At 72.7% G+C, this 20,000-nt stretch carries 16 protein-coding genes; 8 read left to right on the top strand and 8 right to left on the bottom strand.

What is annotated here, in order from left to right:
* Positions 1-412 (top strand): Rv3235 family protein (locus tag ABTY20_RS31470; protein WP_352000550.1); only part of this gene is annotated, 412 nt, incomplete at its 5' end.
* Between the two features lie 66 nt (positions 413-478).
* On the opposite strand, the gene secA is transcribed toward ABTY20_RS31470, so the two are convergent.
* Positions 479-3,325, bottom strand: coding sequence for a preprotein translocase subunit SecA (secA, locus tag ABTY20_RS31465; RefSeq protein WP_352000549.1), 2,847 nt, complete (start codon positions 3,323-3,325; stop codon positions 479-481).
* Positions 3,326-3,608: 283 nt separating this feature from the next.
* Here secA and ABTY20_RS31460 point away from each other — a divergent pair, with 283 nt between their 5' ends.
* Together ABTY20_RS31460 and ABTY20_RS31455 are read left to right on the top strand one after the other, a co-directional pair.
* Positions 3,609-4,178, top strand: coding sequence for a GNAT family N-acetyltransferase (locus ABTY20_RS31460; protein ID WP_352000548.1), 570 nt, complete (start codon positions 3,609-3,611; stop codon positions 4,176-4,178).
* 48 nt (positions 4,179-4,226) lie between these two features.
* Entirely contained in the window at positions 4,227-5,414 is a 1,188-nt protein-coding gene (locus tag ABTY20_RS31455; protein ID WP_352000547.1) for a winged helix-turn-helix domain-containing protein, read from the top strand.
* Between the two features lie 12 nt (positions 5,415-5,426).
* Here ABTY20_RS31455 and ABTY20_RS31450 read toward each other — a convergent pair whose 3' ends face one another.
* The 7 genes from ABTY20_RS31450 to mtnA all read right to left on the bottom strand — a co-directional run bounded on the left by ABTY20_RS31450 (position 5,427) and on the right by mtnA (position 14,145).
* A complete protein-coding gene (locus ABTY20_RS31450; protein WP_352000546.1) occupies positions 5,427-6,173 on the bottom strand; it encodes a response regulator in 747 nt (248 codons plus the stop codon).
* A 202-nt stretch (positions 6,174-6,375) separates the two neighbouring features.
* Positions 6,376-7,068, bottom strand: a complete 693-nt coding sequence (gene hpf, locus ABTY20_RS31445; protein ID WP_352000545.1) for a ribosome hibernation-promoting factor, HPF/YfiA family — start codon at positions 7,066-7,068, stop codon at positions 6,376-6,378.
* A 311-nt stretch (positions 7,069-7,379) separates the two neighbouring features.
* The gene (locus ABTY20_RS31440; RefSeq protein WP_352000544.1) at positions 7,380-8,255 is read right to left on the bottom strand and encodes a ComF family protein; all 876 of its coding nucleotides are present in this window, start codon (positions 8,253-8,255) and stop codon (positions 7,380-7,382) included.
* A 67-nt stretch (positions 8,256-8,322) separates the two neighbouring features.
* Positions 8,323-10,161 (bottom strand): LpqB family beta-propeller domain-containing protein, encoded by a 1,839-nt coding sequence (locus ABTY20_RS31435; RefSeq protein WP_502991933.1) that lies wholly within the window; start codon positions 10,159-10,161, stop codon positions 8,323-8,325.
* A complete protein-coding gene (gene mtrB / locus ABTY20_RS31430) occupies positions 10,121-12,301 on the bottom strand; it encodes an MtrAB system histidine kinase MtrB (RefSeq protein WP_352000543.1) in 2,181 nt (726 codons plus the stop codon). The genes ABTY20_RS31435 and mtrB overlap by 41 nt, the downstream gene beginning before the upstream one ends.
* A gap of 1 nt (position 12,302) precedes the next feature.
* Positions 12,303-12,992, bottom strand: a complete 690-nt coding sequence (mtrA, locus tag ABTY20_RS31425) for a two-component system response regulator MtrA (protein WP_004930665.1) — start codon at positions 12,990-12,992, stop codon at positions 12,303-12,305.
* Positions 12,993-12,996: 4 nt separating this feature from the next.
* Positions 12,997-14,145, bottom strand: coding sequence for an S-methyl-5-thioribose-1-phosphate isomerase (gene mtnA / locus ABTY20_RS31420; RefSeq protein ID WP_352000542.1), 1,149 nt, complete (start codon positions 14,143-14,145; stop codon positions 12,997-12,999).
* A 140-nt stretch (positions 14,146-14,285) separates the two neighbouring features.
* Between mtnA and ABTY20_RS31415 the strand changes: the two genes are divergently transcribed.
* Genes ABTY20_RS31415 through ABTY20_RS31395 form a run of 5 tightly spaced genes read left to right on the top strand, consistent with a single transcriptional unit; the run spans position 14,286 to position 19,869 of the window.
* Positions 14,286-15,617 (top strand): DUF7847 domain-containing protein, encoded by a 1,332-nt coding sequence (locus ABTY20_RS31415; protein ID WP_352000541.1) that lies wholly within the window; start codon positions 14,286-14,288, stop codon positions 15,615-15,617.
* 4 nt (positions 15,618-15,621) lie between these two features.
* Positions 15,622-16,377, top strand: coding sequence for a DUF4129 domain-containing protein (locus ABTY20_RS31410; protein ID WP_352000540.1), 756 nt, complete (start codon positions 15,622-15,624; stop codon positions 16,375-16,377).
* Positions 16,374-17,570 (top strand): DUF4350 domain-containing protein, encoded by a 1,197-nt coding sequence (locus ABTY20_RS31405; protein ID WP_352000539.1) that lies wholly within the window; start codon positions 16,374-16,376, stop codon positions 17,568-17,570. The genes ABTY20_RS31410 and ABTY20_RS31405 overlap by 4 nt, the downstream gene beginning before the upstream one ends.
* A complete protein-coding gene (locus tag ABTY20_RS31400; RefSeq protein ID WP_352000551.1) occupies positions 17,570-18,559 on the top strand; it encodes an AAA family ATPase in 990 nt (329 codons plus the stop codon). Before ABTY20_RS31405 ends, ABTY20_RS31400 begins: the two co-directional genes overlap by 1 nt.
* A complete protein-coding gene (locus ABTY20_RS31395) occupies positions 18,559-19,869 on the top strand; it encodes a DUF58 domain-containing protein (RefSeq protein ID WP_352000538.1) in 1,311 nt (436 codons plus the stop codon). The genes ABTY20_RS31400 and ABTY20_RS31395 overlap by 1 nt, the downstream gene beginning before the upstream one ends.
* Positions 19,870-20,000 lie beyond the last annotated feature (131 nt).

The raw sequence follows: 20,000 nt of genomic DNA, 5'->3' as shown, positions 1-20,000 counted from the left end.
GGGCGGCTGGGAGGCGGCCGGCGCCCTCCCGCGCGTCACCGACCGGCCGCCCTCGCGTCCCGTCGTCCCCCGGCCGGGGCCGGCCGACCGCTTCGCGGAACTGCTCCTCGCCGTCCTCAGCGGGCAGCGTCCCGTCCACGCGATGCTGCGGCACACCGCCGGACAGGCCTACGACGAGCTGATCGGGCTCGCCGAACACGGGCCGCTGCGCACCCGCGGGATCCGCCCCGTCGTACGCGACATCGGCTGGTTCGAGCCCCGCGAGGGGGCCATCGAGGTGTTCGCCCGGATCGGGGCCGGGGACAGGCTGCGCGCCATGGCCTTCCGGCTGGAACAGGGCCGGGACCTGCGCTGGCGCTGCACCGCCGTGGAACTGGGCGGCCCGCGGCCGCGCCGTGCGGACACCCGCTGAGCCCGCCCGCCACGGCCGAGGGCCGGACACCCTGGGGTGTCCGGCCCTCGGCCCGCTCACGAGCGCTCACTTCTTGCGGCGACGCCCGCCCCGCGCCTGCTTGCGGCGCTCCGCGCGCGTGAGGCCGTCCGCCTCGGAACGCACCGGCTCGTCGTCGGTGGCCAGCTCGCCCTCGATGGTGCCGCCCTCGCCGTCCACCGTGGGTGCCGAGAAGTGCAGGTTCCGCCGCTGCGGGGCGTCGAGCCCCTTGGCGCGGATCTCGGGGCGCGGCCCCGCCTGCGCGGGCACCGCGTCCTGCTTCTCCAGGTCGGCCACCGGCTTGGCGTCCTCGACCGGGACCTCCTCGACCTGCTGCTCGACCTGGACCTCCAGGTTGAACAGGTAGCCGACGGACTCCTCCTTGATGCCGTCCATCATCGCGGTGAACATGTCGAAGCCCTCGCGCTGGTACTCGACCAGCGGGTCCTTCTGCGCCATCGCGCGCAGGCCGATGCCCTCCTGGAGGTAGTCCATCTCGTAGAGGTGCTCGCGCCACTTGCGGTCCAGGACCGACAGCACGACCCGGCGCTCCAGCTCGCGCATGATCTCGGAGCCGAGCTGCGCCTCGCGGGCCTCGTACTGGGCGCGGATGTCGTCCTTGATGGACTCGGAGATGAACTCCGCCGTCAGCCCGGCCCGGTCGCCGGCCGCCTCCTCCAGCTCCTCGACGGTGACGCTCACCGGGTACAGCTGCTTGAAGGCGCCCCACAGCCGGTCCAGGTCCCAGTCCTCGGGGAAGCCCTCGGCGGTCTCCGCCTGGACGTAGGCGTCGATGGTGTCGTCCATGAAGTGCTGGATCTGCTCCTGCAGGTCCTCGCCCTCCAGGACCCGGCGCCGCTCGCCGTAGATGACCTCGCGCTGCCGGTTGAGGACCTCGTCGTACTTCAGGACGTTCTTGCGCGTCTCGAAGTTCTGCGTCTCCACCTGCGACTGCGCGGACGCGATCGCACGCGTGACCATCTTGTTCTCGATCGGCACGTCGTCCGGGACGTTCGCCATGGACATCACGCGCTCGACCATCTGGGCCTTGAACAGCCGCATCAGGTCGTCACCGAGCGAGAGGTAGAAGCGGGACTCGCCCGGGTCGCCCTGACGGCCGGAACGGCCGCGCAGCTGGTTGTCGATGCGCCGCGACTCGTGCCGCTCGGTGCCCAGGACGTACAGGCCGCCGCTCTTCTCGACCTCCTCCTTCTCGGCCTTGACCGCCGCCTCGGCCCGCTCGAGGGCCTCGGGCAGGGCCTGCGCCCACTCCTCGATGTGCTCCTCGGGGTCGAGACCGCGCTGGCGCAGCTCCGCCTCGGCGAGGTCCTCGGGGTTGCCGCCGAGCTTGATGTCCGTGCCGCGGCCGGCCATGTTGGTGGCCACGGTGACGCTGCCCTTGCGGCCGGCCTGGGCGACGATCTGCGCCTCGCGCTCGTGGTGCTTGGCGTTCAGCACCTCGTGCTGGATGCCGCGCTTGCTGAGCTGCTGCGAGAGGTACTCGGACTTCTCCACCGACGTCGTGCCGACGAGGATCGGCTGCCCCTTGCGGTGCTTCTCCTCGATGTCGTCGACGACCGCCTCGAACTTGGCGACCTCGGTGCGGTAGATCAGGTCGGACTGGTCCTTGCGGACCATCGGCCGGTTGGTCGGGATGGGCACCACGCCGAGCTTGTAGATCTGGTGGAACTCGGCGGCCTCGGTCATCGCCGTACCGGTCATGCCGGACAGGCCGGGCATTTCCTTGCCGTTGTGGTCGTGGCGCTTGTAGAGGCGGAAGAAGTTCTGCAGCGTGATCGTGGCGAGGGTCTGGTTCTCGTCCTTGATCGGCACCGATTCCTTCGCCTCGATGGCCTGGTGCATGCCCTCGTTGTAGCGGCGGCCGGCGAGGATGCGGCCGGTGTGCTCGTCGACGATCATGACCTCGTCATCGATGATGACGTAGTCCTTGTCCTTCTTGAAGAGCTCCTTGGCCTTGATGGCGTTGTTCAGGTAGCCCACGAGCGGGGTGTTCACCGACTCGTACAGGTTGTCGATGCCCAGCCAGTCCTCGACCTTGGCCACACCGGACTCGTGGATCGCGACCGTGCGCTTCTTCTCGTCGACCTCGTAGTCGCCGGTCTCCTCGATGCCCTTGAGCGGTTGGCCGGGCTCACCGCGCTTGAGGCGCTTGACCAGCTTGGCGAAGTCGCCGTACCACTTGGTGGCCTGGTCGGCCGGACCGGAGATGATCAGCGGCGTACGAGCCTCGTCGATGAGGATGGAGTCGACCTCGTCGACGATGGCGAAGTTGTGCCCGCGCTGGACCAGCTCCTCCTTCGACCACGCCATGTTGTCGCGCAGGTAGTCGAAGCCGAACTCGTTGTTCGTGCCGTAGGTGATGTCGCAGGCGTACTGCTCGCGGCGCTGGGCCGGCGTCATGTTGGCGAGGATGCAGCCGACGCTCAGACCGAGGAAGCGGTGGACGCGGCCCATCATCTCGGAGTCGCGCTCGGCCAGGTAGTCGTTGACCGTGATGATGTGGACGCCCTCGCCGGACAGGGCGTTCAGGTACGCGGGCAGGGTGCCGACGAGGGTCTTGCCCTCGCCGGTCTTCATCTCGGCCACGTAGCCCATGTGGAGCGCGGCGCCGCCCATGATCTGGACGTCGTAGTGCCGCTGGCCCAGGACGCGCCTGGCGGCCTCGCGGACGGTGGCGAAGGCCTCGGGCAGCAGGTCGTCCAGGCTCTCACCGTCGGCGTACCGCTGCTTGTACTCATCGGTGAGGGCCCGCAGCTCGGCGTCGGAGAGGCCTTCGAAGTCCTCTTCGATGGAGTTGACCTGGTCCGCGATGCGGTGCAGCTTGCGCAGGATCTTGCCTTCGCCTGCACGCATGATCTTCGAGAGGACGGACACGGGGGTTGGTCTCCTTGCCGGTCGGGCCTGGGACGGTCGGTTTCCATTTCACTGACTGAGCAACGGCCATCGTATGCGAGGACCCCACTGCGCCGGGAGGCCTGCCACGGGGCTGACCGTCGGCTGCTGCTTCCTGTCCCTTTCACGGCTGCTCCACAAGGACAACGTCCGGGCCCCCCGGATGGTGCCGCCCCGCACCGGCGTGTTGCGCGAAGGGTGATCGTCGCCTCACGCGCCGCGCGAGGGATGGCGCCGCTCGCCTCCGCACGAGCAGAATCGGCCGATGGACCCCGTCACGCTCACCACCGACCGCCTCCTGCTGCGCACGGTCGGCCCGCAGGAGACCGACGCCGTGTACGCGATCTGCCAGGACCCGGACATCCAGCGGTGGACCACCATCCCCTCCCCTTATCTGCCCGAGCACGCGCGGGGGTTCACCGAGCAGATCGCGCCCGACGGCTGGGCGGGCGGTTCGATGTTCACCTTCGGGGTCTTCCTGCCCACCGGGGAGCTCACGGGCATGCTCAGCATCACCATGCGCTCCCTGGGGGCGGGTGAGATCGGTTTCTGGGCCGCGAAGGAGCACCGCGGCAACGGCTACATCACCGAGGCCGTCCTCGCCGCCTCCCGCTGGGTCTTCACCCGGATGTCGGTCGACCGCGTGGAGTGGCGGGCGGAGGTGGGCAACGTCGCCTCCCGCGCGGTGGCGGAGCGCGCGGGCTTCACCATCGAGGGCGTCCTGCGCGCCTCGCTCACCAACAAGGGGGTGCTGCGGGACGGCTGGGTGGGCTCTCTGCTCCCTTCCGACCTGGGGCTTCCCTCCACGGTCCCCTACCTGCCCGCACGGGGGTAGCCCCGGCCCCACCCCTGTTGTCAGTGGCGCCCTCTATCGTGCGGACGTATGACGACCCTCCCGCGTCCCACCACGGAACTGTCGGCAGACGAGGCCCGCCGCATCGCCCTGCGGGCCCAGGGCCTCCTCGGTGCCCCGGACCGCCGCGCGGGCGTCCGGGGCGTCCTGCGCCACCTGGGCGCGGTGCAGCTCGACACCATCTCCGTCCTCGCCCGCTCCCACGAGCTCATCCCGTACGCCCGTCTGGGCGCCGTGGGACGCCGGACCGTGGAGGAGGCGTACTGGAAGGCGGACTCCCGGCCGCCGCACGCGTTCGAGTACTGGTCGCACGCCGCGTGCATCCTCCCCATCGAGGAGTGGCCGCACTTCGCCTTCCGCCGCCGCGCCTACCGCGCCCGCCCGCTCTGGGGCCACGACCTCCCCGACGGCGTGTACGACCAGGTGATCAAGCAGCTCCGCGCGGAGGGCCCCCTGACGGCCACGGAGCTGGGCGGCGCCAAGCGCACCAGCGAGTGGTGGGACTGGTCCGGCACCAAGGTCGCCGTCGAGCGCGCCCTGATGTACGGCGAGGTGGTGTGCGTCGAGCGCCGCGGCTGGAAGCGGGTCTACGACCTCGCCGAGCGGGCGATCCCCGCGGAGCTGCTGCACGACGAGCTGGACGACGCCGAGTGCCTGCGCCGTCTGGTCCGGCTGGCCGGCCGGTCCCTCGGGGTGGGGACGCGCGCGGACATCGCCGACTACCACCGCCTCAGGGGCGAGCAGGTCGACGCGGTGATCGCCGACTCGGGTCTGGTCCCGGTCACGGTGGAGGGCTGGTCCAAGCCGGCCTGGGCCGATCCGGCGGCCCTGGCGGCACCGCCGCGCGGCCGGCACCGTACGACGCTGCTGTCCCCGTTCGACTCGCTGGTCTGGGAGCGGGCGCGCACGGAGCGGATCTTCGGTTTCACCCACCGTCTGGAGGCCTACGTCCCCAAGCCCAAGCGGGTGTACGGCTACTTCGCGATGCCCGTCCTCGCGGGCGGCCGGCTGGTCGGCCGGGTCGACCCGGCCCGTGAGGGGCGCACGCTGGTGGCCAGGCAGGTCACGCTGGACGGCCGCGCGGCGGTCCCCGCCGTGGCCCGGGCCCTGGTGGAGGCGGCCGGCTGGGTGGACTGCACGGACGTGCGCGTGGAGCGGGTGGACGCGCCGGAGCTGCGCGAGGCCCTCGTCCTGGAGCTCTCCCGGGTCCCCTCCTGACGCGGGGGCCCGTCACCGGATCTCGAGGATCTTCTCCCGCATCGCGTAGACCACCGCCTCCATCCTGGAGTGCAGCTGGAGCTTCTCCAGGATGTTGCGCACGTGGTTCTTCACGGTGTTCTCGGAGATGAACAGTTCCTTGGCGATGTCGCGGTTGTTCATCCCCGTGGCCACCAGCTTGAGGACTTCGAGTTCACGGTCCGTCAATCGGGGCGCGGGCACCAGCCGGCGTTCGTCGGTGCGCTGGATCATCGACTTGAACTCGGTGAGCAGTTTCGACGCCATGGACGGGCTGATCTGCGACTGTCCGTCGGCCACCGCGCGAATGGCGGTGGCCACCTCGTCCGTGGAGATCTCCTTCAGGAGATAACCGGTCGCGCCCGCCTTGATGGCGTCGTAGAGATCGGCCTCCTCGTCGCTGATCGTCAGCATGATGATCTTCGCGCTGGGGGCGACCTCCTTGATGGAGGTGCACGCCTCGATCCCGCCCCGCTTGGGCATCCGCACGTCCATCAGGACGATGTCGGGCAGCAGGTCGGCCGCCTTCTCCACCGCCTCGGCGCCGTCCCCGGCCTCACCGATGACCTGGATGTCCTCCTCGGCCGCGAGCACGATCTCCAGTCCGCGGCGGAACAGCGCGTGGTCGTCCACCACAAGGACTCTGATCGGCTCCTTGCGTGGAGTGTCCGCGTCCGGGCCCATGCCGACGACGCCGCCGTCGGCGTCCTCGTCACGCATCGGTCCGAAGCTGTCCGCCATCGTTCCTCCCCCTGAAGGCTGTGGCCTGTGGTCCTGACCATCGCCAACCCAAGGCAGCGGACCACCGGTTGGGCCGCTGCAGCCATGATTCCATGCCCCGCCGCCACCGGAGTGCCGGTGCGTGCGCCGAGTGGTCGCACACCGGTGCCCCTGGGGGCGCACACGCGCACCAGGGGCACCGGCTCGGCCGTCACGCGGCGGGTCAGCCGCCGAGCGTCCCGCCCGCCTCGGGGGACTGCGTCTGGGTGACCATCGTGTCCGTGCTGAGGTGGATCACGCCGTAGTCGTAGGCGTGCCGCCGGTAGACGACGCTGGGCTCCTTGGTCTCGGAGTCGATGAACAGATAGAAGTCGTGCCCGACCAGCTCCATTTCGTAGAGAGCCTGATCGAGGGTCATGGGCGCTGCCACATGGGTCTTCTCACGGACGATCAGGGGCCCGTCGCCCTGCACTTCCAGGGAGCCGATCTTCTTGGTGGGGACGGCTTCCTGCTCCTCCGCGACGGAGCTCGCACCGGCTCCGTTGAGTGTCGCCGCGCCCGGGACGTGGTCGGGGACCTCGGCGGCCGAGATCCTGCGCGCGCCACGCCGCGAGAAACGCTTGTCGTGCTGCTTGCGCAACCGGGCGTCCAGTTTCTCCGCCGCCAGGTCGAGTGCCGCGTACGGATCGCTCGCGGCTGCCTCCGCCCGGATCACCGGACCGCGGGAGCGGAGCGTGATCTCCACCCGGTCGCAGCGGTCGGCCTGCCGGGGGTTGGGCTCCTTGGAGACCTCGACGTCGAGGCTGATCACCTTGCCATCGAGCTTCTGGATCTTCTCCAGGTTCAGCTTCTCGGCCACGTGCTTCCGGAACCGCTCGGGCACCTCGGTCTTGCGGCCCTTGACGACGATGTCCACGCAGAACTCCGTTCCCGGATCGCTCCGCCTCGGTGCGGAGCGTCTCCCTTTTGCACCAGGTTCCGGTGAGGCCCGGAACCTCGGACTCGGTGACGTCCACCTCCTCCCCCATGGGCGGGATCTCCACTCCACCGGCACGGGTGATGATGAAAAACCCGCGGCACGGCAATCGGATTCGAGAGGTGTGGCCTGCGGCTTTCCCTCACAACCGAACATATCTCGCCCGGACGGATGTCGTCACCCTCTACTGCGCCGTACCTCCATTCTGGTGAATTGACTCTCTTATTACCTGCAACGACGTACGTTCTCAGTCAGTTCCGGCTTATTCCGAAAGCGTCCGGAGATGCCGCGACGACGGCCGCGCACATCCCGTCGGCGCCCTCCTCGTCCACCACGGCCGACGGCCGGCCGGGCCGTCGGTCCGCCCACTGTTGACCTGGTCCGCTCCGTTGTTCCCCTCTCCCTTCCCCTGTCTCACCCCTGTACACGAACGCGGGACCCGAAATACTCGATCCGGCGCCCCGGTCCGGTGTTCCGGCCCACCGCCTCGCCCGTACGGCGCGCGCCGCCTCGGCCAGCGACGCCCCCGTCGTCATCAGGTCGTCGACCAGGACGACCCGGCCTTGCGCGAGCAGCCGGCCGCAGCCCGGGGCCACCGTCAGCGCGCCCGCGAGATTGGCCAGCCGCTGCCGTGCGCCGAGCTCCGACTGGTCGGCCACCCGCCGCCGCTGCCGCAGGGCGGGAAGCACTCGTGCGGGTACCCCCGCCCGTCGCAGCTCACCCGCCGCCGCGTACGCGATCCGCCGCGCGGGATCGTGCCCGCGTGCCCGCACCGCCCGCCGCGCGGAGGGCACCGGGACCAGCAGCACCGGGCCCGCGCCCGGCGCCCCGGCCGCTCCCAGCCCCGCCCGCACCGCTCCCGCCAGCGCCGCGCCGAGCGGCCGGGAGAGGGCCAGGGCGCCCCGTTCCTTGTGGGCCAGCAGCGTGGCGCGCACCTCGTCCGCGTACCGGGCCGCCGCGTGCACCGACGGCAGCCCGGGCGGCTCGGGCACCGGCCGCACCCGGCACGGCACGGCTCCGCCCAGCGCCGTACGGCACCGGGCGCAGAGCACCGTACGAGGTCTGCCGCAGCCTCCGCACTCGGCCGGGAGCACCAGGTCGGTGAGGTCCTGCCACCAGTCCCGCATGGACCCACTGTGCCCACGCCCGCCGCACCCGGCCACCCCTGTGGATAACCCGGGGGACGGGTCCGGCTCACCCCGGGTAGACCGGCGCGGTCCCCTCCGTCACCTTCTGCCACTGGGCCCCCGAGGGCAGCCGTACGATCCCGTCCACCGAGTGCGCCATCAGCGGTGCCTGTTCGTCCTCGGAGGCGGTGACGGCCTCGACCCCGGTCAGGGCGGCGGGCGGCGGCACGTCCGGCGTGGAGCCGTCGACCTCGACGTACTTCATCTGCTCCACACCTCCCTGCTCGCGCCCGACCACCACGAGCCGGCTGTCCCCGGCCCAGGACATGGCCGTGACCTGCTCCAGCTCGGGCGTCGCGGAGCGCAGGTCCAGCACGGTGACCGCCGGGCCGTCCGCCTCCTCGCTCCGGTCGATCCGGCCGATCATCAGGGAACGCCGGTCGCCCTTCTCCACGACGAGCGCGATCCGCACTCCGTCGGCGGCCACCCGGACCGCCCGCACGCGGCCGTCCAGCCCCGGCGTCCGCACCCGGACCGGCTCGTCCGCGTCCGCCTCCAGGAGGTACAGCCGCGGGTCGGCGGGGTCGCCGTCGGCCACCCACAGTCCGCCCCGCGCGTCCCAGCTGGGCGTGGTCAGCCTGTCCTCCTCGGTCCTGCCGGTGCTGTGCAGCACGGGTTCCCCGAGGGGGCTCCCCGCCGCCAGCGGGGCGACGAACAGCGACCTGCCGTCGATGCCGACCCCGGCCGCGGTGCGCTCGTCCCTGGCGACCGCCACCGACCGCAGCGCCTTCTCGCCCTCGCCCAGCGCCCCGGGCACCGGAGCGGGCTCGGTGTCGCCGGTGCCCGCGGTGATCCGCACGAGCCGGCCCTCGTCGTCGACGAAGTACAGGTGATCGGGCCGGTCCAGCGCGCCCCGGGTGGCCACGGTCTCCGCGCCGCTCCGGGGGAGCGAGCACAGCTGCCCGCCGCCGGCCCGCAGCTCGACCTCCTCCACCGCGGGGCTGAGCGTGCGCAGCGTGAACAGCAGCTGGGCCGCCATCTCCTCGCACCGGCCGGTGCCGGCCTCGGCCGCCTTGTCGTTGAGCGGCACGGTCAGCCTGCCCCGGTCGTCCGGGGTCAGCGGGCCGGCGCCCTTGCGCAGCGCCGTCCCTTCGGGGAAGCCGGTCCTGACGGCGGGGCTCAGCCAGGTCGTGGGCCCCTCGATGAGGGAGCGCACCATCTCGGTCGTGGGATCCACGTGACTGCGCACGTAGACGGGGTCGGCGACCGTCATCGGCGGCGTCCCCGCGCTGTCCGAGGCGAAGTAGTACTTGTTGACGGACATGTAGTTGCGCTGGAAGTCCGACTTGCCCATGACGACGCCCTGCGGCACGGTGTCGATGCGCCACTGGCCGGTCTCGGCGTCCTTCGTGAGGTGCACCGGCTCGTCGTAGGCCCCGGAGGCGGGCGCGTAGGACTGCTGCGCGTCCACCGTGGCGACCTTGGTGCCGGTCAGCGTGTAGGACAGGGAGCCGGTGTCCTGCCGGTCCGTGCTGTCGACCAGGGCCCCCGGCCCGTCCGACAGCACGGTGGTGGACGACTCCGGCCTCCAGGTCTTCGCGGCCTCGCGGGTCAGGTACTGGCGCGCGGTCCTGTAGTCGGGGTCGTCGCTGGTCAGCGCTTCCAGGAAGCCCTGCACGATCTGTGTGGGGGTGGCGTCCTCACCGGGCGGCATGGCGAACACCCGCACCTGCGCGTCCTGCCGGGGCGTCGACTCGACCCCCCGCAGGTCCCCGCTGTCGGGCATCGAGGCGCACCCGGCCAGCAGAACGACCCCGCAGGCGGCGTACGCCACCGTCCGCAGCGGTGCCACCCCCCGGCCGCGCTCACCGCCGCCCACGCGAAGCCTCCCCGTCCCTGTCCGCATTCCGCGTCCCCCTCCGGCCGTCCTCACCACGGTCCGCCGCGCCTCCGTCGTGTCCGTCGTCCGCACGCCCCGCGGGTCCGCCACCGGTCTGCGGGAGGCCGTCCTCGCCGTCCGCGGTCCCGTTCCCCGTCCCGTTTCCCGTCCCGGGGTCCGTCCGCGTACCGTCCGTCCGTGCCGGCGGGGCGGGGCGGGCCACCACGCGCGCGCCGTTGCCGGGCAGTGCGGTGGGGTCGGCCGTCGGGGCCGCGGCCGTCGGCCTCAGCGCCAACGGGTCCCGTGCCGCACGCGCCGGCCCGTCGGCGCCCGCCTCCCGGGCCGACACCGTCGCGCTCTTCTCCCCGTCCCCGGCGCGCGGCGCACCGGCGTCGGCCGGCCCCCGGTTGCGCCGCGAGTCCTTGGGCTCCAGCGGGATCGGCGACCCCCGCAGCGGCTCGTCCGCGGTCCTGGGCAGCGTCAGCCGGAACTGCGAGCCGCCGCCCGGCTCGCCCCACGCCTGGAGCCAGCCGCCGTGCAGCCGCGCGTCCTCCAGGGCGATGGACAGCCCCAGCCCCGTGCCACCGGTGGTACGGGCGCGTGCCGGGTCGGCCCGCCAGAAACGGCTGAAGACCCGCGTGGCCTCGCCGGGCTTGAGCCCCACCCCGTAGTCGCGCACCGCCACCGCCACCGCGCCGCCGGCGGCGGCCAGCTTGACGACGACGTCCTTGCCCTCGCCGTGCTCGACGGCGTTGACGACCAGGTTCCGCAGCACCCGTTCCACGCGCCGCGCGTCGGCCTCGGCGACCACGGGCTGCTGGTCGCCGACGACCTTGATCGTGGTGCCCTTGCGCTCGGCCAGCGGCTCCGCGCCGCTGACCACGCGCCGCACCACCTCGCGCAGGTCGATCGGCTCCGCCTCCAGCGCCGCCGCGCCCGCGTCGAAGCGGCTGATCTCCAGCAGGTCGGCGAGCAGCGACTCGAACCGGTCCAGCTGGTCGGCGAGCAGCTCCGCCGACCGCGCGGTCACCGGGTCGAAGTCCTCGCGCGCCTCGTGGATGACGTCCGCCGCCATCCGCACGGTCGTCAGCGGCGTCCGCAGCTCGTGCGACACGTCCGACACGAACCGGCGCTGCATCCGCGACAGGTCCTCCAGCTGGTTGATCTTCAGCTGGAGGTTCTGCGCCATCTTGTTGAACGCCTCGCCGAGCCGCGCGATGTCGTCCTCGCCGGTGACCTTCATCCGTTCCTGCAGCCGCCCGGCGGACAGCCGCTCGGCGATCCCGGCCGCCATCCGCACCGGTGTGACGACCTGGCGCACCACGAGCCAGGCGATCGCCCCGAGGAGGACGACGACGAACAGCCCGGCGGTCGCCAGGGTGCCCTTGACCAGGCTCAGCGACTTCTCCTCCTGGGTGAGCGGGAAGAGGTAGTACAGCTGGTACGGGTCGCCGTTGGGGTCGTTGACCCGCTTGCCGATGACCAGGCCGGGCTGGGAGTCCTTCTTGGTGTCGTAGACGATGCGCGTGTAGCTCTGGGCCGCCGACGTACTGGTGTCGATCCTCTCCCGCAGCTCCGCCGGCACGCTCGCCGTCGGATTGACCTCGCCGGAGGCGCGCGGTCCGCGCCCGCTGCCGCTCTCGCCGCCCGCGGGCAGGGTCACCACGGCGAAGGCGCCCTGCCCACCGCTGGAGAGCGACTCCACGAGGTCGCTCATCCACTGGATGACGCTCTGGGAGGGGCGGCCGTCCAGCGCCGCGCCGTCGTCGTCGGTGACGCTCACGGCCTCCTCGGCCTGCTGTTTGGCCACCGCGAAACCGCCGGTGGCCTGACTCTGCGACGCCGTCACCTTGGCGTCCAGCAGACCGTTGCGCACCTGGCCGATGACGACGAAGCCCAGCAGCAGCACCACGCCCAGCGACATCAGCAGCGTGGTGACGACGACCTTGAGCTGGATGTTGCGCCGCCACAGCCGCATGACGGGCAGCAGCGGCCGGCGCACCCAGCGCACGAACAGCCGGATCACCGGACTGCCCTGGACCCCGCCCTGCAGCAGCCCGCCGTCGAGCAGGCGCCCCCAGCGGGAGCCCGGGGCCTTCCGGCCGACAGGCCGCCCCGGACGGCCCCCGGACCGGCCGGGCGCCGGAGCGGCACTGTCACCGGACATGTCAGCTCGGTCCTGCCTTGTACCCGACACCACGGACGGTCACCACGATCTCCGGCTTCTCCGGGTCCTTCTCGACCTTGGAGCGCAGCCGCTGCACGTGCACGTTCACCAGACGGGTGTCCGCCGCGTGGCGGTATCCCCAGACCTGCTCGAGGAGCACCTCGCGCGTGAACACCTGCCACGGCTTGCGGGCGAGCGCGACCAGCAGGTCGAACTCCAGCGGCGTCAGCGCGATCGACTGCCCGTCCCGCTTCACGGAGTGCCCGGCCACGTCGATCACCAGGTCGCCGATGGCGAGCTGCTCCGGAGCCGGCTCCTCCGACCTGCGCAGCCGCGCCCGGATGCGGGCCACCAGCTCCTTCGGCTTGAACGGCTTCACGATGTAGTCGTCGGCCCCGGACTCCAGGCCCACCACCACATCGACGGTGTCGCTCTTCGCCGTCAGCATCACGATCGGCACCCCGGACTCCGCCCTGATCAGGCGGCACACCTCGATGCCGTCCCGGCCGGGCAGCATCAGGTCCAGGAGCACCAGGTCGGGCTTGGCCTCACGGAAAGCGGCCAGCGCCTTGTCGCCGTCGGCTACGAAAGACGGTTCAAAACCTTCACCGCGCAGCACGATGCCGAGCATCTCGGCCAGTGCGCTGTCGTCGTCGACGACAAGGACTCGTCCCTTCATAAACGACATCATCCCATTAGCTGTTCGTTACCTGGCGTGACCTGGCGCACAGCGTCGCCAGGGCCTCGGCTGTCACGGGCGAGACGGCGCCCTCCTCGGTGACGATCGCCGTCACCAGCTCCGGCGGCGTCACGTCGAACGCCGGGTTGTACGCCTGGGTCCCCAGGGGCGCCACCGGAACACCCCCGCCCGCCTCCGTCCCGGCCACCGGCACCTGCGGCGCCATGACCTCGGTCACCTCGTGTCCGGGACGCTGCTCGACCTCGATGGACGCCCCGTCCGGCGTCCGGAGGTCCACCGTCGTCACCGGAGCCACCACGATGAACGGCACATGGTGGTACCGCGCGAGCACCGCGAGCGGGTAGCTCCCCACCTTGTTCGCCACCGAACCGTCGGCCGCGATGCGGTCCGCGCCGACGAGCACCGCGTCCACCTCGCCCGCCGCGAACAGCGATCCCGCCGCGTTGTCGGTGAGCAGGGTGTACGCCATGCCGCTGCGGGCCGCCTCGTACGCCGTCAGGCGAGCACCTTGCAGCAGAGGACGCGTTTCGTCCACCCACAGGCGCCTGAGCCGTCCCGCCCGGTGCGCCGCCAGCGCCACCGCGAACGCCGTCCCCTCCCCTCCCGACACCAGCGAACCGGTGTTGCAGTGCGTGAGGATCCGGTGCCCGCCGCCGGGCAGCAGCTCGTCGAGGAGCGCCAGCCCGTGCTCGGCCATCCGGGCACTGGCCTCGGCGTCCTCCCGGTGCAGCTGCCGTGCCGCGGCCAGCGCGGCCCCGGCCGCCTGCCGGGGGTCCCCGCCGCGGGCGAGGACGGCCTGGTGCGCGGCGTGCGCCCGGCGTACGCCGACGGCGAGGTTCACCGCGGTGGGCCGGGCGCCCTCCAGCGCCGCCGCCGCGTCGTCCACGTCGTAGCCCCGTACGGCGGCGAGCGCGACGCCGTAGGCCCCCGCGACGCCCAGCAGGGGAGCACCCCGCACGGCGAGCGAGCGGATCGCCTCCACCAGCGCCGGCGCGTCCGTACAGACGAGCTCGACCTCCTCGGCCGGCAGCCTCGTCTGGTCCAGGAGGACCAGGACGGGGCCTTCGGGCGGCTCCTCCCAGCGCAGTGCCGGGATCTCGGTCGGCCGCGTGTTGTCGCCACTGTGTGCGTACTGATCAGCCATGCGGCCAGTCTGCCCCCTGTAGCGCGGACAATTGAAGGTACGCAGCCCTCACCTCGGCAGGTCGGTCGGTGACCACCCCATGGCACGATGGCTGCCAAGCTGCCGCCGCGACCGCGGACGGGCACCGTGAAGGAGCGACGATGAACGACACTCCGGGCTGGGCCTCGCCCGGATCCGCCCCGTCCGAAGGGCAGGGACCGGGAGCGTCCGGCCCTGCCGGGCCCGCCGGCCGCCCGGACCCCCAGCAGCCCGCCGACCAGCCCCGACAGCCGGGCCGGGCCCCGCAGGACCCGGGCGTGAAGTGGTCGAAGGAGCAGCCCCCGCCCGGCCAGTGGTCCGCACCCGCCGGCCCCGACCGGACGCCCCCGCCCCCGCCGTCCGGCCCGGGCTGGGGCACCCCGCCACCCGGCGGTCACGGAGGTCCCGGCGGTCCCGGCGGTCCCGGCGCCTGGGGAGGCAACTGGGGCGGCGGCTGGGGAGGTCCCCCGCCCGCGGCCAAACCCGGTGTCATCCCGCTCCGCCCGCTCGGCGTGGGGGAGATCCTCGACGGCGCCGTCTCCACCATGCGCGCCCACTGGCGCACGGTCCTCGGCATCTCGCTGACCATCGCCGTCCTCACCGAGATCGTCGTCGTACTGCTCCAGGGCCTCGCCCTGGACACCTCCGGCACCGCGGTGCTCGACGACCCCAGCGCCACCCTCGACGAACTGACCGACGCCATGGGCGACGCCCTGCTCAACTCCGGCGTGGTCCTCCTGATCACCCTGATCGGCACCGTCGCCGCCACCGCCCTGCTCACGACCGTCACCAGCCGCGCGGTACTCGGCAGGTCGGTCACCACCGGCGAGGCCTGGCGCGACGCACGCCCCCAGATCGTCAAGCTGTTCGGCCTGATCTGCCTGCTGCTGCTCATCACCGCCGGCATCATGGCCGTCGGCGCGCTGCCCGGCTTCCTCGTCGCCCTCGCCGCGGGCGGCGGGGCGGGCATCGCCCTCACCGTCCTGGGCCTGATCGGCGCCGCTGTCGCCACCGTGTGGCTCATGGTCCGCCTGTCGTTGGCCTCGCCCGCCCTGATGCTGGAGAAGCAGGGCATCAGGAAGGCGATGAGCCGCTCCGCCAGACTGGTGCGCGGCTCCTGGTGGCGGATCTTCGGCATCCAGCTGCTCGCGACGATCATCGCCAACGTCGTCGCGTCGATCATCGTCATCCCCTTCACCTTCCTCGCCGCGGCCGTCGGCGGCGACGGCGTCTCCGGCTTCCTCAACAGCGCCGGCGGCGACATGGGCTGGACGTTCCTCATCATCAGCGGCATCGGCTCGGTCATCGGCGCCACGATCACGTTCCCGATCACGGCCGGCGTCACCGTGCTCCTCTACGTCGACCAGCGCATCCGCCGCGAGGCCCTCGACCTCGAACTGGCCCGCGCCGCAGGCGTCCGGGGCCACGGCCCCGGCACCACCCCGGGAGGTTGAGGGGGTGACCGCCACGGGGGGAGTTCTCGCATCCGTACAGGCGCTGCCCGCGGCCGCCGACACGGCCGTGCGCCTGCTGCTGCGCGGCGACGACGAGCCGCCCGTCACCCTCCCGCGCGACCCCGCCCGGGAGGCGGCCCGGCGCGAACTGTCCAAGGGCATGTACCACGAGAACGACCCCGGCTGGTTCCAGCAGGCCCTCGACGCCTTCTGGGAATGGGTCGGCAAGCTGTTCGGCGCCGCCTCCACCGCGACCCCCGGCGGCACGCTCGGCCTGGTCGTCGTCATCGCGGCCGTGATCGCCGTCCTGGGCGCCCTGTGGTGGCGCCTGGGCACTCCGCGCCGCCGGCCGGCCCCGGCCCCCGCCCTGTTCGACGACCGCCCCCGCAGCGCCGCCGAACACCGTGCGGCCGCCGAGGCGCACGCCGCCCAGGGCCACTGGAACCAGGCCGTCCAGGAACGCATGCGGGCCGTCGTCCGCGCCCTGGAGGAACGCGCCCTGCTCGACCTCCGCCCCGGCCGCACCGCCGACGAGGCCGCCGAGGAGGCCGGACGCACCCTGCCCGCCCACACCGCCCGGCTGCGCACCGCCGCCCGCGACTTCGACGATGTGACGTACGGCGGCCGGACCGCCACGGAAGGGCCGTACCGGCGGCTCGCCGAACTCGACCGCGACCTGGAACGCACCAGACCACAGCTCGCGGCCGGCGGCGGCAACGCCCGCAGCACGGACACCGACCGCCGGGGGGCCACCGGATGACGACCGCGGTCACGCCTCCGCCCACCTCGGCATCGCCCACCGCCCGCCAGGTGTGGACCCGCTCGCGAGGCATCGCCCTCGCCCTGGTGCTGCTGCTCGCGGCGGCCGTCGCCATCGCCGTGGTCCGCTCCGACGCCCGGCACGGCGAACTCGACCCGCGCTCCGCCGACCCCTACGGCAGCCGCGCGGTCGCCGAGCTCCTCGCCGACCGCGGCGTGGACACACGCGTGGTCACCACCCTCGACGAGGCCACCGCCGCGGCCGGTCCAGGGACGACCCTCCTGGTCGCCGTCCCCGACCTCCTGACCAAGCCTCAGCAGTCCCGGCTGCACTCCGCCGTCACCGGCTCCGGCGGTCGCACCGTCCTGGTGTCCGCCGGCAGCGCCTCCGTCGAACGGCTCTCCCCGGGCGTCACCGCGGACCCGCTCACCAGCTTCGGATCCACCCTGTCCCCCGACTGCGACCTGCCCGCCGCCCGCCGCGCGGGCAACGCCGACCTGGGCGGCATCCGCTACACCACCACCCACCTCACCGCCGACGAGTGCTACCCCAGCGAGCGCCTCGCCACCCTGCTGCGCATCCCGGCCCCCTCCGGCGACGGCGACACCGTCCTCCTCGGCGCCCCCGACATCCTCCTCAACGACCACCTCGACGAGCACGGCAACGCCTCGCTCGCCCTGCAGCTCCTCGGCTCCCGCCCCCACCTGGTCTGGTACCTCCCCTCGCTCGCCGACGCCTCCGCCGCCCCCGAGGAGGGCGAGCGGGACTTCTTCGACCTGCTCCCCTCCGGCTGGCTGTGGGGCACCCTGCAACTCTTCGTCGCGGCGACCCTGGCCGCCCTGTGGCGGGCACGCCGACTCGGCCCCCTGGTGCCCGAGAAACTCCCCGTGGCGATCCGTGCCTCCGAAACCGTCGAAGGCCGCGCCCACCTCTACCGCAAGGCCGGCGCCCGCGACCGCGCGGCCACCGCTCTTCGCTCCACGACCCGCACGCGCCTCGCCCCCCTGGTGGGCGTCCCCGTGTCCCAGGCGCACGCACCCGAGGCCCTGCTCCCCGCGCTGTCCGCCCACCTCCGGGGCGACGGACGGTCCCTGCACACCCTCCTCTTCGGCCCGCCCCCGGGCGACGACCCAGCACTCGTTCAGCTCGCCGACCACCTCGACGCCCTCGAAAGAGAGGTACGCCGTCCATGATGGACCCGACCACCGACAACGCCGCGCACACCGGGGACCCGGCCGCCGCCCGGGCCTCCCTGGAAGCCCTGCGCGCCGAGATCGCCAAGGCCGTGGTCGGCCAGGACCCCGCGGTGACCGGCCTCGTCGTCGCCCTGCTCTGCCGCGGCCACGTCCTCCTCGAAGGCGTTCCCGGTGTCGCCAAGACCCTCCTCGTCCGCGCCCTCGCCGCCACCCTCGAGCTCGACACCAAGCGCGTCCAGTTCACCCCCGACCTGATGCCGAGCGACGTCACCGGCTCCCTGGTCTACGACGCCCGCACCGCCGAGTTCTCCTTCCAGCCCGGCCCGGTCTTCACCAACCTCCTCCTCGCGGACGAGATCAACCGCACGCCCCCCAAGACCCAGTCCTCCCTGCTGGAGGCCATGGAGGAACGCCAGGTCACGGTCGACGGCACCCCCCGCCCCCTGCCCGACCCCTTCCTGGTCGCCGCGACGCAGAACCCGGTCGAGTACGAGGGCACCTACCCCCTCCCCGAGGCCCAGCTGGACCGCTTCCTCCTCAAGCTGACCATCCCCCTGCCCTCCCGCCAGGACGAGATCGACGTCCTCACCCGCCACGCCGAGGGCTTCGACCCGCGCGACCTGCGCGCCGCCGGCATACGTCCCGTCGCGAACGCCTCCGACCTGGAAGCCGCCCGCCGCGCGGTCGCCGGGACGACCGTCTCCCCCGAGATCACCGCCTACGTGGTGGACATCTGCCGCGCCACCCGCGAGTCGCCCTCCCTCACCCTCGGCGTCTCCCCGCGGGGCGCCACCGCGCTCCTGGCCACCGCCCGCGCATGGGCCTGGCTGACCGGCCGCGACTACGTCATTCCCGACGACGTGAAGGCCCTCGCCCTGCCGACGCTCCGCCATCGCGTCCAGCTCCGCCCGGAGGCCGAGATGGAAGGCGTCACGACCGACTCGGTCATCAACGCGATCCTCGCCCACGTCCCCGTCCCCCGCTGATGGCACTCACCGGACGTGCCGCCCTGCTCGCGGCCCTCGGCTCCCTCCCCGTCGGCATCTGGGAACCCGGCTGGACGGGTGTCCTCGCCGTCAACGCCCCCCTGGCGTTGGCCTGTGCCTGCGACTTCGCCCTGGCCGCCCCCGTACGCCGCCTGGGCCTGACCCGTTCCGGCGACACCTCGGTACGCCTGGGCGACACCGCCGACGTCACCCTGACGATCACCAACTCGTCCAACCGCCCGCTGCGCGCCCGCGTCCGCGACGCCTGGCCCCCCAGCAGCTGGCTGCCCGGCACGGAAGCGGCGGCCTCCCGCCACCGTCTGACGATCCCCCCGGGTGAACGCCGGCGTGTCACGACCCGGCTGCGCCCCACCCGCCGCGGCGACCGCCAGGCCGACCGCGTCACCGTCCGCTCCTACGGGCCCCTCGGCCTCTTCGCCCGTCAGGGCGCCCACGAGGTCCCGTGGACGGTACGCGTCCTGCCGCCCTTCACCAGCCGCAAGCACCTGCCGTCCAGGCTGGCCCGGCTGCGCGAACTGGACGGCCGCACCAGCGCGTTGACCCGGGGCGAGGGAACCGAGTTCGACAGCCTGCGCGAGTACGTTCCCGGCGACGACACCCGCTCCATCGACTGGCGCGCCACCGCCCGCCAGTCCGCGGTCGCGGTACGCACCTGGCGTCCCGAACGCGACCGCCACATCCTGCTGGTCCTCGACACCGGCCGCACCTCCGCGGGCCGCGTCGGCGACGCTCCCCGCCTGGACGCCTCGATGGACGCGGCCCTGCTCCTCGGTGCCCTCGCCTCCCGTGCCGGCGACCGCGTCGACCTGCTGGCCTATGACCGTCGCCTGCGCTCCCTCGTCCAGGGCCGCGCGGCCGGTGACGTCCTCCCGTCCCTCGTCGGTGCCATGGCCACCCTGGAACCCGAGCTCGTCGAAACCGACGCCCGGGGGCTGACGGCGACGGTGCTCCGTACGGCGCCCCGCCGATCGCTGGTCGTGCTGCTCACGACGCTCGACCCGGCCCCCATCGAGGAGGGCCTGCTGCCCGTCCTGGGCCGGCTGACCCAGCGCCACACGGTCCTCCTCGCTTCGGTGGCGGATCCGCATGTCGCCAGGATGGCCAAGGCACGCGGTGCCGTTGACGCGGTGTACGAGGCAGCGGCGGCAGCCCAGGCCCAGACGGAACGCGACCGCACAGCGGAACAGCTCCGTCGCCGTGGTGTCACGGTCGTGGACGCGATCCCGGAGGAACTGGCGCCGGCGCTCGCGGACGCGTATCTGGCGCTGAAGGCGGCTGGACGCCTGTGAGACAGGGGACGGCGGCACGGGTCCTCGAGGGCCCGACGTCCTGAAATGCAGGAAACCCCGCACCGAAAGGTGCGGGGTTTCCCTCAAGAATTGTTCGGCGGCGTCCTACTCTCCCACAGGGTCCCCCCTGC

Origin of the sequence: Streptomyces sp. NPDC126497 (assembly GCF_040302425.1) — a bacterium.
In the GTDB taxonomy this organism is placed as follows: domain Bacteria; phylum Actinomycetota; class Actinomycetes; order Streptomycetales; family Streptomycetaceae; genus Streptomyces.
Note: the sequence above shows the minus strand (reverse complement) of the source record. Positions and strands in the feature narration are given on the sequence as shown.